Annotated in this window: 14 protein-coding genes; 6 read left to right on the top strand and 8 right to left on the bottom strand. The window is 71.0% G+C overall.

The genetic code is table 11. From position 1 onward, the window contains the following. The first annotated feature begins 208 nt into the window (after positions 1-208). The gene (gene hemB, locus ACFYZJ_RS33755; protein WP_388574564.1) at positions 209-1,210 is read left to right on the top strand and encodes a porphobilinogen synthase; all 1,002 of its coding nucleotides are present in this window, start codon (positions 209-211) and stop codon (positions 1,208-1,210) included. Positions 1,211-1,742: 532 nt separating this feature from the next. On the opposite strand, the gene ACFYZJ_RS33750 is transcribed toward hemB, so the two are convergent. After that, positions 1,743-2,330, bottom strand: a complete 588-nt coding sequence (locus ACFYZJ_RS33750) for a DUF4232 domain-containing protein (RefSeq protein ID WP_388574561.1) — start codon at positions 2,328-2,330, stop codon at positions 1,743-1,745. Between the two features lie 356 nt (positions 2,331-2,686). On the opposite strand from ACFYZJ_RS33750, the gene ACFYZJ_RS33745 reads away from it, so the two are divergent. After that, on the top strand, positions 2,687-3,592 hold the full coding sequence (locus ACFYZJ_RS33745; RefSeq protein ID WP_388574558.1) for an SAM-dependent methyltransferase: 906 nt from the start codon (positions 2,687-2,689) through the stop codon (positions 3,590-3,592). Between the two features lie 30 nt (positions 3,593-3,622). Here the strand turns inward: ACFYZJ_RS33745 and ACFYZJ_RS33740 are convergent, their stop codons facing one another. Next, positions 3,623-4,555, bottom strand: a complete 933-nt coding sequence (locus ACFYZJ_RS33740) for a phosphotransferase family protein (RefSeq protein WP_388574555.1) — start codon at positions 4,553-4,555, stop codon at positions 3,623-3,625. A gap of 160 nt (positions 4,556-4,715) precedes the next feature. Here ACFYZJ_RS33740 and ACFYZJ_RS33735 point away from each other — a divergent pair, with 160 nt between their 5' ends. Further along, positions 4,716-5,921, top strand: coding sequence for a PLP-dependent aminotransferase family protein (locus ACFYZJ_RS33735; RefSeq protein ID WP_388574553.1), 1,206 nt, complete (start codon positions 4,716-4,718; stop codon positions 5,919-5,921). Between the two features lie 22 nt (positions 5,922-5,943). Here ACFYZJ_RS33735 and ACFYZJ_RS33730 read toward each other — a convergent pair whose 3' ends face one another. From ACFYZJ_RS33730 to ACFYZJ_RS33720, 3 genes are read right to left on the bottom strand one after another with little or no spacing between them, the layout of a single operon-like run. Then, entirely contained in the window at positions 5,944-6,786 is an 843-nt protein-coding gene (locus tag ACFYZJ_RS33730) for a DUF4253 domain-containing protein (protein ID WP_388574550.1), read from the bottom strand. A 36-nt stretch (positions 6,787-6,822) separates the two neighbouring features. Beyond that, entirely contained in the window at positions 6,823-7,065 is a 243-nt protein-coding gene (locus ACFYZJ_RS33725; protein ID WP_388574548.1) for a DUF397 domain-containing protein, read from the bottom strand. Continuing rightward, positions 7,062-7,889: a Scr1 family TA system antitoxin-like transcriptional regulator gene (locus ACFYZJ_RS33720; protein ID WP_388574544.1), complete on the bottom strand. Its 828-nt coding sequence runs from the start codon at positions 7,887-7,889 to the stop codon at positions 7,062-7,064. The genes ACFYZJ_RS33725 and ACFYZJ_RS33720 overlap by 4 nt, the downstream gene beginning before the upstream one ends. A 113-nt stretch (positions 7,890-8,002) precedes the next feature. On the opposite strand from ACFYZJ_RS33720, the gene ACFYZJ_RS33715 reads away from it, so the two are divergent. Continuing rightward, a complete protein-coding gene (locus ACFYZJ_RS33715) occupies positions 8,003-8,410 on the top strand; it encodes an ATP-binding protein (protein ID WP_388574541.1) in 408 nt (135 codons plus the stop codon). Here the strand turns inward: ACFYZJ_RS33715 and ACFYZJ_RS33710 are convergent, their stop codons facing one another. Together ACFYZJ_RS33710 and ACFYZJ_RS33705 are read right to left on the bottom strand one after the other, a co-directional pair. Further along, the gene (locus tag ACFYZJ_RS33710; RefSeq protein ID WP_388574538.1) at positions 8,411-9,355 is read right to left on the bottom strand and encodes a DUF2690 domain-containing protein; all 945 of its coding nucleotides are present in this window, start codon (positions 9,353-9,355) and stop codon (positions 8,411-8,413) included. Next, the gene (locus ACFYZJ_RS33705) at positions 9,352-10,200 is read right to left on the bottom strand and encodes a peptidoglycan-binding protein (protein ID WP_388574535.1); all 849 of its coding nucleotides are present in this window, start codon (positions 10,198-10,200) and stop codon (positions 9,352-9,354) included. The genes ACFYZJ_RS33710 and ACFYZJ_RS33705 overlap by 4 nt, the downstream gene beginning before the upstream one ends. Before the next feature lie 333 nt (positions 10,201-10,533). Here ACFYZJ_RS33705 and ACFYZJ_RS33700 point away from each other — a divergent pair, with 333 nt between their 5' ends. Then, positions 10,534-10,989 carry a peptidoglycan-binding domain-containing protein gene (locus ACFYZJ_RS33700; protein WP_388574533.1) on the top strand — a complete coding sequence of 152 codons (456 nt, stop codon included), beginning with the start codon at positions 10,534-10,536 and terminating at the stop codon, positions 10,987-10,989. A 149-nt stretch (positions 10,990-11,138) separates the two neighbouring features. Here ACFYZJ_RS33700 and argS read toward each other — a convergent pair whose 3' ends face one another. Next, positions 11,139-12,902, bottom strand: a complete 1,764-nt coding sequence (argS, locus tag ACFYZJ_RS33695; RefSeq protein WP_388574530.1) for an arginine--tRNA ligase — start codon at positions 12,900-12,902, stop codon at positions 11,139-11,141. Positions 12,903-13,122: 220 nt separating this feature from the next. On the opposite strand from argS, the gene lysS reads away from it, so the two are divergent. After that, the gene (gene lysS / locus ACFYZJ_RS33690) at positions 13,123-14,865 is read left to right on the top strand and encodes a lysine--tRNA ligase (RefSeq protein WP_388574527.1); all 1,743 of its coding nucleotides are present in this window, start codon (positions 13,123-13,125) and stop codon (positions 14,863-14,865) included. Positions 14,866-14,930 lie beyond the last annotated feature (65 nt).

Genomic DNA, 14,930 nt, shown 5'->3' with positions numbered 1-14,930 from the left:
CGTCCCGCCACCACGCGTTTTCACCCGCTCCGCCCGGGCGGGCGGCCGTGGCGCGGCTTGCGGGCCGCGAGCGGAGGGTTCGTGCCAGGCGCGGCCCCCGAAGGCGCAGGCTACCGGCCCACGTTGTGGCACAGATCCTCCGATCGCCGAGGGGGCGGCGACAGAGCGTCGGTAAAGGCATCGGTGGGGCGGGCGTAGCGTAGGAGGCATGACGAAGTACGGATCATTTCCTGGTACACGTCCCCGGCGGCTGCGCACCATCCCCACCATGCGCCGTATGGTCGCCGAGACCCGGCTGCACCCGGCCGACTTCATCCTCCCGGCCTTCGTGCGGGAGGGCGTCAGCGAGCCCGTGCCGATCGGGTCCATGCCCGGTGTCGTGCAGCACACCCGGGACAGCCTGAAGAAGGCCGCGCTGGAGGCCGTGGAGGCCGGGATCTCCGGCATCATGCTCTTCGGGGTGCCCGAGGAGTCGAAGAAGGACGCCGTGGGGACCGCGGGTACCGACCCGGACGGGATCCTGCAGGTCGCCATCAGGGACGTGCGCGCCGAGGTCGGTGACGACCTCCTCGTCATGTCCGACCTGTGCCTGGACGAGACCACCGACCACGGGCACTGCGGCGTGCTCGACGCCAGGGGCCGGGTCGACAACGACGCCACCCTCGAGCGGTACGCCGAGATGGCCCAGGTCCAGGCCGACGCCGGCGCCCACGTGGTGGGGCCCAGCGGGATGATGGACGGGCAGATCGGGGTCATCCGTGACGCCCTCGACCAGATCGGGCGCGAGGACGTCGCGATCCTCGCCTACACCGTCAAGTACTCCTCCGCCTTCTTCGGGCCGTTCCGCGAGGCCGTCGCCTCCTCCCTGAAGGGCGACCGGAAGACGTACCAGCAGGACCCCGCCAACTGGCGTGAGTCCCTGCGCGAACTCGCCCTCGACCTCGAGGAGGGCGCCGACATGGTGATGGTGAAGCCCGCCGGGCCCTACCTCGACATCCTGGCGAGGGTGGCCGACGCCGTGGACGTGCCCGTGGCCGCGTACCAGATCTCCGGTGAGTACGCCATGGTCGAGGCCGCCGCCGAGAAGGGCTGGGTCGACCGCGACCGGGCCATCCTGGAGACCCTGACCGGCATCAAGCGCGCCGGTGCGCGGAACATCCTCACGTACTGGGCCACCGAGGTCGCCCGCAAGCTCCGCCAGGACGCCTAGGGTCTTCCGTTCGGATCAGGCCGGATCAGGGAGCGGGGCCATGGGGGTGCCTGCGCGCGAGCGTGTTCGAGCGTGGGGGAGTTGGCGCCGACGGCAACGCCGCTGGGGGTCCCCCCACGCCCTTGAGGCAGTGGGGGAGTGCGTGCCAGGCCCCGCGAGCCCGGCATGATCCGAACGAGAGGCCCCAGGGGCGCGCGGGAACGTCCGCTGCCCTCGGGCGGGGGCACACCGGCGGGCTCCTCCTGCGGTGTGCCCCCGTGGCCGGTTCACCGGCGGGGTTTTCACGGCCGGGCCGCGCCGGGCGGAGTCAGCGTCCGTACGGTCTCCGGTTCGGCGAGGACGAGGTCCAGGACCTGCCGGAAGTGCCGGTGGTGGCCGCCGGCGAGGTGTTCGCGCAGCGCCCGACGACCCGGACCAGGCGCTGATCGCCCACACGGTGGAGGAGGGTTCGCCCTCTCAGACGGCACTGCGCCTGCCGGCCGTCTGGGCCGGCCAGACGGTGCCGACGGGCTGAGGGCGTCTTTCGCCGGGCTCAGTAGGTCAGCGCCGCCTTGGGGCTCGGCAGCCAGCACGTCACCCGCAGTGTGTCGTCCACGTACACGCCCTTGGACGGGAGCGACGGGCGGGCGGCCGGGCCGGTGGGGAGCGTGATCGTGAGGGATGTGACGGTGTGGCCGTGCCCGCCGGTGCCGTTCGCCGCCGACAGCAGCACGCCCGCGTAGGCGGACTTGCCGGGGGAGAGTGTGATCCAGTGCCCACGGGGCTTCGGTCCGCCGGCCGGCGGCGCGAGGAGACCGGACTCGCCGAAGCGGGCCATCGGGTAGCCGTTGAGGGAGCAGTTCACGGCACCCGTGTTCGTCACCGTCAGCAGCAGGTGGTTCACCGGCTCGCTCACCCGCGTCACCGCCGTCCGCATGTGCCTGCCCGAGCAGGGGACCGCCCTGTCGGGACGCCCGGTGTCGTGTACGGAGGAACCGGGCAGTGAGGAGGGGCCCTCGTCCCGTACGCCCTCGCCGTTCTCGCAGGCCGAGAGCGCAAGTGCGGCGAGCGCGACCGTGACGGCGGCGAGCAGCCGGGGACGGGCGGCGCGGATGGGGCGGGCGGTACGAGCGGAGGACATGGTCGGGGCCCTTCGGACATGCGAGTTGGGGGGTGACACCTCCGCTCGACCGGTCGGCGGGAGCGGAGGCCTCGACGGCCCAGCTTGACCGGTGGTTCGCCCGCCCGCCACAGTCGCCGCCGAATTCGGGACGCCGGGGCGGCGGGACGCCTCTCGACCTGCACAAACGCCGTCCCCTGGGAGGGGAATCCGGGACGGCGGTCCCTGGCCGGAAGCGGTCGGGCACTTCCAACTGGCCTCAGGAGTTACGTTGTTGACCATCACATCGGTCGCTTCAGGCACAACCGGGGGACGGCCGGCCGACCGATGGAACGACCGACTCCTTACGCCGACCCGCCGACCACCAGGGAGACGCCATGTCCGAGGACGCCCTCAGCCACGACCCGGCCGAGCTGCGCAAGCGGATCGACACCACCAAGGCCCATCCGGCCCGCGTCTACGACGTCTTCCTCGGCGGCAAGGACAACTACCCGGTGGACCGCGCGGCCGCCGCCGCCGCGCTCGCCGCGAACCCGCGCGGCTACCTCGACGTCCGGCACAACCGCGACTTCCTGCGCCGCGCCGTGACCCGGCTGGCGAAGGAGGACGGCATCCGGCAGTTCCTCGACATCGGGACCGGCCTGCCGACCGGGGAGAACGTCCACCAGATCGCCCAGCGCATCAACCCCGACTCACGGGTCGTCTACGTCGACAACGACCCGGTCGTCCTGGCGCACGCCCGCGCCCTGCTCACCAGCGGACCCGAGGGCCGTACGGACTACCTGGACGCCGACCTCCAGGACCCCGCCCGAATCCTCGAACAGGCCGCCAGGACCCTCGACTTCGACGAGCCGATCGCCCTCGTGCTGGTGGCGGTGCTGCACTTCGTGGAGGACGAAAAGGCGTACCCGATCGTGCGCGCGCTGATGGACGCGCTGCCCTCCGGGAGCCGGCTGGTGCTCAGCCACCTCACCGAGGACCTCAACCCGGAGAACATCCGCGCCGTTCAGCGCACCTACACCGAGCGCGGCTTCACCTTCGTGCTGCGCTCCAAGGACGAGGTCGCCCGGTTCTTCACCGGCACCCCCGGCGTCACGCTGGACGAGCCGGGCGTCGTCCCGGTCCACCACTGGCACCAGGACGGCGCGGCACCTCTCCCGGCGGCCGTGGACCCCGCCTACCTCGCCACCCTCGACGACATCGAGAAGGTCCGCTACCGCGACATCAACGACGTCACCGACGCCGACATCAACGTGTACGCGGCCGGCGGCCGGAAGGCCTGACGCCGGGCCGTCCAGGCTCCGGTGAGGGCCTCAGCCGTCCGTGCCGAACCACAGCTCGGCGAGCGCGTCGAAACGTGGTTCGGCCGGATGCGGCAGCTCGTGGAGGTAGAAGGGCAGATCGCTGAAGACGTGCAGCAGCGCGTACGCCATCAGCTGGTCCGGGTCGTGCGGGGCGCGTCCGTAGGCCTCGTAGAAGCGGCGCAGCTGGCGCGGGTCGGCGCGGGTGATGAACAGGGCGGCGCTGACGAAGTCGTACGCCGGATCGCCGATCATCGCCGGCTCGAAGTCGAACAGCCCGGTCAGCACGCGCCCGCCGCGCATGTCGATGGTCAGGTGCTCGCTCATGAACTCGGTGTGCAGCAGCACGCGTTCGGTGGACGCGGGCAGCGGCACGGAGTCCAGGAAGTCGGGGATCCGGCTCAGCCAGGGCTCGGTGACCCCGCGCTGACGGTGCCATTCGACCGCAGCGGCGCGCTGTTCCCGCAGGAACGCCGTCCAGTCCTGCGGCCCCACGATGTCCGTCAGAGGGTTCCAGAACATCCCGTGCAGCGAGGCCAGCGCCTCGGCCGACTCCGTGACGATACGGTCCTGTTCCGCCGCGGTCAGCCGGTGCCAGACGTCGTTGAGGGTCCAGCCGGGCAGCCGGGACATCAGCACCCACCGCCAGCCGTTCACGAACTCCTCGGTGCCGATCAGGCGCGGGGTGGGCAGCTTGAGTTGGCCCCACAGGTGGTGCAACACCCGCGCCTCACGCACGGCCGCCCGCGCCTCGAAGCGCGGATACAGCTTCAGCACCATGTCGCCCCCGACGGCGTACACGGGCAGGGTCCCGTCCGGGAAGCGGCGCACCGCGAGTCCGACGAGGCCCACCTGGTCGAGCAGATGCAGCACGGCCGGGCGTAACACCCCCTCGTCCGAGGCCATGGCTGTCAACTCGTCGTTCGTGTCCACGCTCGGCAGCATGCGCCGCATGCTAGGGCCCACGGACCGTCGTCCGCATGGCGAAACGAGACTGTTGTAGGGGGCAGCGATATCCCTAAGGTGCACGAACGAGCCGTTTTCGAATGGTGTTCCACATGACGTGTTCCGTCCGGGAACGCCCCACCCACCAGGAGCCGCCCTCGTGACCTCCAGCGACAGCACGCCCAGCGGTCCGCCACAGCCCGCGCTCGCCGCCCGGGTCGCCTCGGTCGGCGGTTCCCCCGTTCGGGACATCCTCGCCGTCACCGCGCGTCCCGAAGTCGTCAACTTCGCGGGCGGCCTGCCCGCCCCCGAGCTCTTCGACAGCGAGGGCGTCGCCGCCGCGTTCCAGGCCGTGCTGACGGAGGCTCCGCAGCGGGCCCTCCAGTACGCGACGACCGAGGGCGAACCGGCGCTGCGCGCCGCGCTCGCCGACCGCACCACCGCGCGCGGCCTCGCCACCGGCCCCGACGACCTGCTCGTCACCACCGGCTCCCAGCAGGCCCTCTCCCTGCTCGCGACCGCCCTGCTGGAGCCCGGCGACACGGTCCTCGTCGAGAACCCCTGCTATCTCGCCGCCCTCCAGTCCTTCGGCTTCGCGGGCGCCAGGGTCGTCGCCGTCCCTGGCGACGAGGACGGCCTCGACCCGGCAGCGCTGGTGGAACTCGTGCGCCGGGAGCGCCCCAAGCTGCTCTACACCGTCCCCACGTTCCAGAACCCCACCGGCCGCACGTTCCCCGCCGACCGCCGCGCCGCGATCGCCGGCGCCGCCGTCCGGCACGGCCTGTGGATCGTCGAGGACGACCCGTACGGGGAGCTTCGCTTCGAGGGCGAGCGGGTGCCGTGGATCGCCTCGTACGAGGACGCGTACGACCGCGCCGTCCTCCTCGGCTCCTTCTCCAAGGTGATGGCCCCCGGCCTGCGGCTCGGCTGGCTGCGGGCACCGGCGGCGCTGCGGCGGGCCTGCGCGATCGCCAAGCAGGCCGCGGATCTGCACACCCCGACCGTCAACCAGCTGGCCGCCGCACGGTACTTGGCGGACCGCGACCTCGACGCGCACGTCGCCCGGGTGGCCGCGGTCTACCGCGACCGCCGGGACACGATGCTCGCCGGCCTCGCGGACGCCCTGCCCGAGGGCTCGGTCTGGAACCGCCCTGCGGGCGGCATGTTCCTCTGGGCGCGGCTGCCCGAGGGGTACGACACCACGGCGCTGCTGCCGCGGGTGGTGGAACACGACGTGGCGTACGTCCCGGGCGCGCCGTTCTACGCCGACGCGCCCGACCGGTCGACCCTGCGGCTCTGCTTCGTCACCCACACGCCCGTGGAGATCGAGGAGGGGCTGCGGAGGCTGGGGAAGGGCCTGGCCTGAGCCCCTTCCCGTGCCTTGCGGCTCAGTCCCACCAGAACGACCAGACCCGTTGGCCCAGGACCGCGTGCGCCGCGTAGGCGCGCAGCGTCTCGTGGTATCCCTGGGTGATGGTGTCCGGGCAGAAGGCGAAGTGCTCGGCGGCCACCGCCTCCGCCTCGGTCATGGTGGTGGGCGGTGCGGCGACCGAGAGGACCAGCCGGTCGAAGGTGAGCGCGACGACCCGTATGCCGAAGCGGTCCTCCCACGAGCGGAGCACGGAACACAGGACGGCCGTGTCGCTCTCGTAGTTGAGCGCACCGGTCCAGCCCATGGCCGCGGGGATGTCCGCGGAGCGACGGGCCGGGACGAGGGCGAGGCGCGGCTCCTCGAACCAGGAGCCGTCGTCCAGGAAGTGGTCCGCGACTTCGGCGGCACGGGCGTCGGGGTCCGCCTCCAGCCGGGGCGCGGGGGCCAGGCCCGGCCACTCACGGCCGAAGGGGGCGAGCGTCTCCGCGAGCTCTTCCGGGTCGTCGTCCACGCCGGACGCGTCCGCGGTGTAGTCCTCCCACAGCTCGGCCAGCACCTCCTCGGCGTCGTGATCCCCGGGATACGACATCCTGCCGGGCATCAACGGCCAGGCCTCCGGCCCGCCTCCGCTGTCACCGACGTCGACCAGCACCCGCAGCAGCCCGGCCCGCGCGGCCAGCGCCCCCAGCCGCGCCCAGTTGCCGGAGGACGCCGGGCGCCCGGCATGCCACAGCAGCGGCTCGTGCCATGCCCCCTCGTCCGTGGAGTCGATCAGTCTCCCGGGCGGGAGCTCAAGCCCGAGCGCACGCCCGCTGGGGTCGGCCGCCAACTTGGGCAGGAGGTTGGGAAGTGTCGCCATGCCAGTGACTTTAGGGGCAGCCACTGACAACCGGTCCTAGCGGACGGCGTAGGTGGTGAAGGCGGCCCAGGTTTCGGGGGAGATCTGGAGGGTGGGGCCGGTGGGGTTCTTGGAGTCGCGGATGTGGACCGAGTGGGGGCAGGCGGCGACCTCTACGCACTGGCCGCCTTCGCTGCCGCTGTGGCTGGACTTGTGCCAGATGTAGGCGACTTCGAGGCACTGGCCACCCTCGTCACCGCTGTAGGTCGACTTGAACCACTGAAGCGATTCGGTGCTCATGTATCTCCTAGCAGGCGGTCGAGCAGCCCCATGGAGTCGTGAGTCGTCAGGGCTTGTGTTCGCAGCATCGCATATTTGCGCGCCAGGATGGACACCTCATCCGGGTCGGAAACCCACTGGCTGCCGCGTTGGGACTCGGTGTAGGCGAGGTGTTGGTGGTCCGGGGTCTCGAGGAGGGTGAAGGGGCCGTTGAGTCCTGCGTGATGCGGGCTGCTCAGCGGAAGAAACTGCAGGGCCAGTCCTGGCAGTTCGGCGATTGCGCGAAGGTGCCGTAGCTGCTCGCTGCGCACGCTCGGACTGCCGATGCTCAGGTACAGCACCGGCTCCCACACGACGAAGCTGAGCGTGGGCGGGACCTTCCGATGCAGGATCTCCTGCCGCTCGACCCGGGCTGCCGTCCGGGTCTCGACCTCGTCCTCGTCGTACGCGGGGACCCGTTCGCGCAGTACTGCCCGTGCGTAGTCCTCGGTCTGGAGCAGGCCGGGCAGGACCGTCGCGTCATACCACGACAGGGAGATGGCTTCACGCTCGTGGTGGATGTACAACTCGGCCCACATCGGGAACTGGTCGATCTCCGGGAGGTTGGCCACCCCGGCCGTCAACAACCCCTTCGTGTCGAGAAGTTCGTCCAGCGCGTCGGCCAGGTCCGGTTTCAGCGGCCGTCGCCCCTGCTCGATCGACGCGATGGTCTCCTCGTCGACCATCAGCTCCCTGGCCAGGGACCCCTGCGTGTACCCCGCCGCACGCCGTGCCGTGCCCAGTTGGACGCCCAGCATCTTCATGGCCGAGACGTTCTTCTTCCGTGGAGGCTTCCTGGAGGTCATGCTGGTCCCACTCCCCACCCGTGCTCGTGCGCGACCTCGAACGAACCCGTACAAAAAATTGGTACGGGTTCACTCAGTGATCCACGGTAGTGACTCTCCGCAACACTCGTCTCGTGAACGAGATGATCCAACTCCCGCCGCTGCGCGAGAGGTTCTTCCGGCGGGAACGCCGATCCGTCCCGGCCGCGCGGCAGTTCGCCTGCGAGGCGCTGGCCGGCTGGGGACTGGCGCAGGCCGAGCGGAGCGACGACGTGCTGTTGTGTGTCAGCGAGTTGGCGACGAACGCGCTGGTGCACGGGGTGCCGCCGGGCCGTTGCTTCCGGGTGTTCCTGCGGTACGACGGCGCGGTGCTGCGGGTGGAGGTGCACGACAGCGGCCCGGGTGAGCCGCGCATTCCGCTGGAGGCGGAGGGGGGCGGCCGGGGGCTGCTGCTGGTGGCGGCGCTCTCGGACAAGTGGGGGGTGGGGGAGCGGGACCCGGGCAAGGTGGTGTGGTGTGAGTTCGAAGCGGTGCGCGAGTAGCTACCGCGCCGTCACGCGGCCCTCGAAGCACTCCGGTTGCCCGCCCTGCGCCGGTCGGAAGCATGCTCGGACGGCGGTGCCGGCGCGGGTGGCGGTCATGGGGGTGTAGACGTAGAGCTGGGCATCGTCGGTGTCCTTGACCCGGGCGGACTGGGTACGCCCTTCGGTGGTCACCTCGATCCGGTCGCCGATGTGGGCGCCCCACATCCGGGCCCAACTCGCGCCGCACCCCACGCTATAGCGCAGTTCCATGCCGACGCCGGCGATGGTGTGGTGCGACGCCAGGGTGTCCGGGTGGGGACCGCAGTGCAGGGCCAGCGGGTCCCCGCCCTCGCAGGCGGCGCCCCGGCAGAGCGGGGCGAGCACGGGCGCGGGTGCGGGCGGGGACGGTCGTGGCGCGCCGCCGGGGTGCGGCAGGAGGAAGAGGGCCAGGGCGACGGCTCCGGTGGCGAGGGCGCATACGGCGGCGAGCAGCGCGGTGGCCGTGCCCTTCCGGATGGCGTGGCCGGTTTCTTCCGCCGGGTCCCGGCGGGTGTTCGCGGCCTCCGCCGTGTCCCCGTCCGGGTTCCCGTCCGTGGCCCTTGCCGTGTCCGCGTCCGGGGAGGGGGAGGAAGCGGGAGGCGCCGGTGGGGGCGACTGCGGTGCCGGGGCCGTGGCGGGCCCCTCCTCCCGTGCGCGTCCGCTCGCCTCCGACTCCGCCAGCTCCCACAGGGCCAGACAGCGACCGGCGGGTTCGTCGGCGAGGCGGCACAGGTCCAGTACGGCCTGGCGCGGCGGCAGCGTCTTGCCGTTGAGATAGCGCTCCCAGGACGACTTGCTGTAGGGGGTGCGCTCCTCGAGGCGGGCCAGGCTCAGGCCGGTGCGTGCCTTCAGCTCGCGCAGTTCGGCGACCAGCCGCGTCCGTTCCGGAGACGTCGTCCCCCGCGCCCCCGTCGGCCGGGTCATTTGCGCAGCGCTTTCCAGGTGTGCGGTCCGACGATGCCGTCCGCGGGCAGGCCGGCCCGCTTCTGCAGGTCCTTGACCGCACGCTCGGTCAGCGGACCGTAGACGCCGTCGACACCACCCGGGGCGAAGCCCGCCCGGCGCAGCAGACACTGCGCCTCGGCCACGTCCGGCCCCGCCAGGCCCTGGGCCAGGATCGCGTCGTGCGTACGGCTGTTGCCCGCATACCAGTGGCCGTCGATCCGCTGGATGCGGCAGGTGTACGAGGGCGCCGACCCCGACGTCGGAAAGGACCCGGCGGACGACGCGGGCCGGGGCGTCGCCGCTCGGTTGTCCGTGCCGTGGTCCGTGAGGCGGACCACCAGGAGGACCGCCGAGACGATGGCCAGTGCGAGGGCCACGGCCCCGGCCGCCACCGCGATGCGCAACGAACGTCCGTGCGGTCGCGCCGTCTTGCCGTCCGCCGGGGACGGGGTCTCCTCGCCCCCTTCTGCTTCCGTCTCCGAAGTGAACTCTTCGTCCGCCTCCGTCTCCGAAGCGGCCTCTTCGTCCGCCTCCGCCCCGGTCGCGCCCCGCCGCCGCTTCTCCCAGGCCTCCGCGGCCAGTTCGTGCAGCACCAGCAGCCGTGTCGGCTCCTCGCCGCCCACCTGGGCCAACGCCTCCACGGCCTCCCGGGGCGGCAGCGACCTGCCGTTCAGATACCGCTCCCACGACTTCTGGCTGTAGCCGGTCTTCGCGGCCAGCCGGTGCATGCTCAGATCGCCGTGGTCCTTCAGCCGCCGTAATCGCACCACCAACTGCCGCACACGCGGATCCAGATCTGCGGGCAGCGCTTTCCAACGGGACATGTTCCCCCTACTCGCGTCCCGGGACCCTGGCCGATGGGTCCCTGTTTCCGCCGCATTCTGCATGAACTCTCACGGCGTGCCCCACATACCGGTTCCCGTCCCGGCACCGAACAGGCCACCCGCCCGCCCGAGCCGTCCCCGCCGACGGGCCGTCGAAGCGTCCCGGCCAGGCGTCCTGAGAGGGCGCATCCCCGCAGGTCAGAGCCTGGGACGTCCCGCGAGGACGTCAATTCGGCGGTGCTCGTGGCGGACCTCGCCGCCGACCCCGCACTCTCGAGTCGTCAGCGGCGCCCACCACGTCGGACGCCGCCCGATCACCCGAAAGGGACACGCATGCGACCGAACCTCATGGCCAGGACCCTCGTTGCCGCCACCGCCGTCGCCGGGATCGCCGCCGGAAGCCTCGCGGGTGCGACCGCCGGCTTCGCGGCCCCCGCGCCGGCCGCCAAGCCGGCGGTGAGCGCCCAGGACGTCTCCGCGCAGTCGGTGGACAACCTGGGCCTCAACACCAAGGAGGCCAAGGGTATCCAGCGGGTGCTGAAGGAGAACTGGGGCTACACGGGCAAGATCGACGGCCTGCTCGGCACCGAGAGCTGGAAGGCGATGCAGCGCTACCTGCACAAGTACTGGGGCTACAACAAGAAGATCGACGGTGTCGTCGGAAGCGACACGGTGAAGGCGCTGCAGCGCATGCTGAAGAAGTACGGCGGCTACAAGGGCAAGATCGACGGAATCGCCGGAAGGGACACCAAGGCCGCCTTCAAGAGGTTCGCCGACCACTACGCCTGACAACGGCTGCCCGCGGGGGCCTGAGGAGTCCTGAGAGTCCTGAGGGGTCCTGAGGGGTCCTGAGGGGTGCTGTCCACAAGGCCGCGGCCCGTCCTCCCACGGGGGGGAGGACGGGCCGCGGCCTTCCGTGTGACGGTGGGTGCCGGGGGTCAGAGCCGCTCGGGCGTCCGGATCCCCAGCAGCGCCATCCCCTCGTGCAGCGTCCGGGCCGTGACGTCGCACAGGAACAGGCGGTTCTCCACCTGCTCGGGGGTCTCGGCCTTCAGGACCGGGCACTTGTCGTAGAACGACGTGTACAGGGACGCCAGCTGGTAGAGGTACGCCGCCATCTTGTGCGGGGCGTACTCCGCCGCCGCCTCCGCCACCGTCTCCGCGAAGGCGTCCACGTGCAGGCCGAGCGCACGCTCCGCGTCCGTCAGAGCCAGCTCCGGGTGCGCCGACGGCCGTACGTCGCCGGCCTTGCGCAGGATCGACTGGATACGGGCGTACGCGTACTGCAGGTACACGGACGTGTCACCGTTCAGCGACACCATCTGGTCCAGGTCGAACTTGTAGTCCCGGTTCGCCGACGTCGACAGGTCCGCGTACTTCACCGCGCCGATGCCCACCTGGGCACCCCGCTCGGCGATCTCCTCCTCGGACAGGTCCTGCGCCTTCTCCCGGACGACGGACGAGGCGCGGTCGATCGCCTCGTCCAGCAGGTCCACCAGCCGCACCGTCTCGCCCTCACGGGTCTTGAACGGCTTGCCGTCCTTGCCGAGGACCGTGCCGAAGGCGAGCTGGTACGCCTTCACGTCGTCGTTCAGCCAGCCGGCCCGCCGCGCGGTCTCGAAGACCATCTTGAAGTGCAGCGACTGGCGGGCGTCCACGACGTAGATGATCGAGTTCGCCTTCAGGTTGAAGACGCGGTCCCTGATCGCGGACAGGTCCGTCGCCGCGTAGCCGTAGCCGCCGTCCGACTTCTGCACGATCAGCGGGACCGGCTTGCCGTCGGGGCCCTTGATGTCGTCGAAGAAGACGCAGAGCGCCCCTTCGGAGCGGACGGCGACGCCCGACTCCTCCAGGAGGCGGCAGGTCTCGGCCAGCATGTCGTTGTAGCCGGACTCGCCGACGATGTCGGGGTCCCGGATCTCCATGTCCAGCTTCTCGAAGACCGAGAAGAAGTAGATCTTCGACTCGTCGACGAACTTCTGCCACATGGCGAGCGTGTGCGGGTCGCCGGCCTGCAGGTCGACCACCCGGCGCCGCGCCCGCGTCTTGAACTCCTCGTCGGAGTCGAACAGCTTGCGCGCGGCCTTGTAGAGGCGGTCGAGGTTCGACATCGCCTCCTCGCCCGTCACCTCGGCGGCCTTGTGGTCCAGCTCGTGCGGGTGCTCGTCCAGGTACTGGATGAGCATGCCGAACTGGGTGCCCCAGTCGCCGATGTGGTGCCGGCGGATCACCGTCTCGCCGGTGAACTCCAGCAGCTTGACGACCGAGTCGCCGATCACCGCGGAGCGCAGGTGACCGACGTGCATCTCCTTCGCCACGTTCGGCTGGGCGTAGTCGATCACCGTGGTGCCCGGCCGCTCGGTGTACGGCACGCCGAGGCGGCCCTCGGGGTCGGCGGCGCGGGCGGCGAGGTTCTCGGTGATCGCCTTGTCCGTGACCGTGATGTTGAGGAAGCCGGGGCCCGAGACCTCGACGGTCCCGATCACGTCACCGGTGACCACCTGGCCGACGACCTGTGTCGCCAGCTCCCGCGGGTTCGCCTTCGCCTTCTTCGCCAGCGCCAGGATCCCGTTGGCCTGGAAGTCCGCCCGGTCGCTGCGTCGCAGCAGCGGGTCCGCGTCGGCGGCCTCGGGCAGGGCAGCCGAGAGGGCGGACGCGAGGCGCTGGTGGACGGCGGACGTGAGGGACGTGACCGAGGCCATAGGTATGGGTGCCGTTCTCCTCGTGGGGATGGATAGACACGGCCAGTATCCCATGGGGGGTAAAGCGAATTTTCCTCTCGCCGGGTGAACGGCGGGCCCCGTCCGCCCGTCCAACGCGTTGAAAAGGCGTTTTCGTGGATGTGCCGCAGCCTGGGACAATGGAGCGGTCAGCCGTGCGACCGTACCGGCTGCTCGTGGAGAACCTTCAGAAAAAGAGGACGTGCCGATCGTGGCTCAGAGCACCGAGACCACCGACTGGGTCTCCCGTTTCGCGGATGAGGTCATCGAGGAGTCGGAGCGTCGGGCCCCGGGCAAACCGGTCGTCGTCGCGTCCGGACTCTCGCCGTCCGGCCCCATCCACCTGGGGAACCTGCGCGAGGTCATGACCCCGCACCTGGTCGCCGACGAGATCCGCCGGCGCGGCTACGAGGTGCGGCACCTGATCTCCTGGGACGACTACGACCGGTACCGGAAGGTGCCGGCCGGTGTCGCGGGCGTGGACGAGTCGTGGGCCGAGCACATCGGCAAGCCGCTCACCTCCGTCCCGGCCCCGAAGGGCTCGGCGTACCCGAACTGGGCCGAGCACTTCAAGGCCGCTATGATCGCCTCGCTCGCCGAGCTGGGCGTGGAGTTCGACGGCATCAGCCAGACCGCGCAGTACACCTCCGGCGCGTACCGGGACCAGATCCTGCACGCGATGAGGCACCGCGGCGACATCGACGCGATCCTCGCCCAGTACCGCACCAAGCCGAAGCCCGCCAAGAAGCAGCAGCAGAAGCCCGTCGACGAGGCCGAGCTGGAGGCCGAGGAGGGCTCGGGCGCCGCCTCCGAGGACGACGGCAGCTCCGGCGCCGCCGGTTACTTCCCGTACAAGCCCTACTGCGGCGAGTGCGGCAAGGACTTCACCACGGTCACCGCATACGACGACGACTCGACCGAGATGACGTACACCTGCACCGCGTGCGGCTTCTCCGAGACGGTCCGGCTGAGCGAGTTCAACCGCGGCAAGCTGGTCTGGAAGGTCGACTGGCCGATGCGCTGGGCCTACGAGGGCGTGATCTTCGAGCCGAGCGGCGTCGACCACTCGTCCCCCGGGTCGTCGTACCAGGTCGGCGGGCAGATCGTCGGGATCTTCGGCGGCAAGCAGCCCATCGGGCCCATGTACGCCTTCGTCGGCATCTCCGGCATGGCGAAGATGTCGTCCTCGCGCGGTGGCGTCCCGACCCCGGCCGACGCCCTGCAGATCATGGAGCCGCAGATCCTGCGGTGGCTGTACGCCCGCCGCAGGCCCAACCAGTCCTTCAAGATCGCCTTCGACCAGGAGATCCAGCGCCTCTACGACGAGTGGGACAAGCTCGCGGGCAAGGTCGCCGACGGCTCCGCCCTCCCGGGCGACGTCGCCGCGTACACGCGCGCGGTGGGCACCGCCGCCGGTGAGCTGCCGAAGACGCCCCGCCCGCTGCCGTACCGCACCCTCGCGTCCGTCGCCGACATCACCGCCGGCCACCAGGACCAGGCGCTGCGCATCCTGTCCGACCTCGACCCGGCCAACCCGCTGGCCTCGCTCGACGAGGCCCGCCCCCGGTACGACAAGGCCGAGGCGTGGATCAACACCCACGTCCCCGCCGACCAGCGCACCATCGTCCGCGACGAGCCCGACGTCGAGCTGCTGAAGTCCCTCGACGAGCCCTCCCAGCAGTCGATCCGGCTGCTGCTCGACGGCCTGGAGGAGCACTGGTCGCTGGACGGGCTGACGCATCTCGTCTACGGCGTACCGAAGGTGCAGGCCGGATTCTCCGCCGACGCCACGCCGAAGGAGCTGCCGCCGGAGATCAAGACGGCCCAGCGGTCGTTCTTCGCGCTCCTCTACCACCTGCTCGTCGGCCGCGACACCGGCCCGCGCCTGCCCACGCTGCTGCTCGCGGTGGGCCAGGACCGGGTGCGCAAGCTGCTCGGCGCCTAGTCTCCTTGTACATGTGACGGGGGGCGCCCGGTGTCACCGGGCGCCCCCCGTCGTGGTACGTCAGT

Source organism: Streptomyces sp. NPDC001848, from assembly GCF_042891915.1.
In the GTDB taxonomy this organism is placed as follows: Bacteria; Actinomycetota; Actinomycetes; order Streptomycetales; family Streptomycetaceae; genus Streptomyces.
This window is presented reverse-complemented; position numbering and strand designations above follow the sequence as displayed.

Coding starts and splice junctions, on each gene's coding strand:
- ACFYZJ_RS33725 (WP_388574548.1), bottom strand. CDS start 7,065: ATGAGCACCGAATCGCTTCAGTGGTTCAAGTCGACCTACAGCGGTGAC.
- hemB (WP_388574564.1), top strand. CDS start 209: ATGACGAAGTACGGATCATTTCCTGGTACACGTCCCCGGCGGCTGCGC.
- ACFYZJ_RS33745 (WP_388574558.1), top strand. CDS start 2,687: ATGTCCGAGGACGCCCTCAGCCACGACCCGGCCGAGCTGCGCAAGCGG.
- ACFYZJ_RS33720 (WP_388574544.1), bottom strand. CDS start 7,889: ATGACCTCCAGGAAGCCTCCACGGAAGAAGAACGTCTCGGCCATGAAG.
- ACFYZJ_RS33705 (WP_388574535.1), bottom strand. CDS start 10,200: ATGTCCCGTTGGAAAGCGCTGCCCGCAGATCTGGATCCGCGTGTGCGG.
- argS (WP_388574530.1), bottom strand. CDS start 12,902: ATGGCCTCGGTCACGTCCCTCACGTCCGCCGTCCACCAGCGCCTCGCG.
- ACFYZJ_RS33700 (WP_388574533.1), top strand. CDS start 10,534: ATGCGACCGAACCTCATGGCCAGGACCCTCGTTGCCGCCACCGCCGTC.
- ACFYZJ_RS33730 (WP_388574550.1), bottom strand. CDS start 6,786: ATGGCGACACTTCCCAACCTCCTGCCCAAGTTGGCGGCCGACCCCAGC.
- ACFYZJ_RS33750 (WP_388574561.1), bottom strand. CDS start 2,330: ATGTCCTCCGCTCGTACCGCCCGCCCCATCCGCGCCGCCCGTCCCCGG.
- ACFYZJ_RS33740 (WP_388574555.1), bottom strand. CDS start 4,555: ATGCTGCCGAGCGTGGACACGAACGACGAGTTGACAGCCATGGCCTCG.
- ACFYZJ_RS33710 (WP_388574538.1), bottom strand. CDS start 9,355: ATGACCCGGCCGACGGGGGCGCGGGGGACGACGTCTCCGGAACGGACG.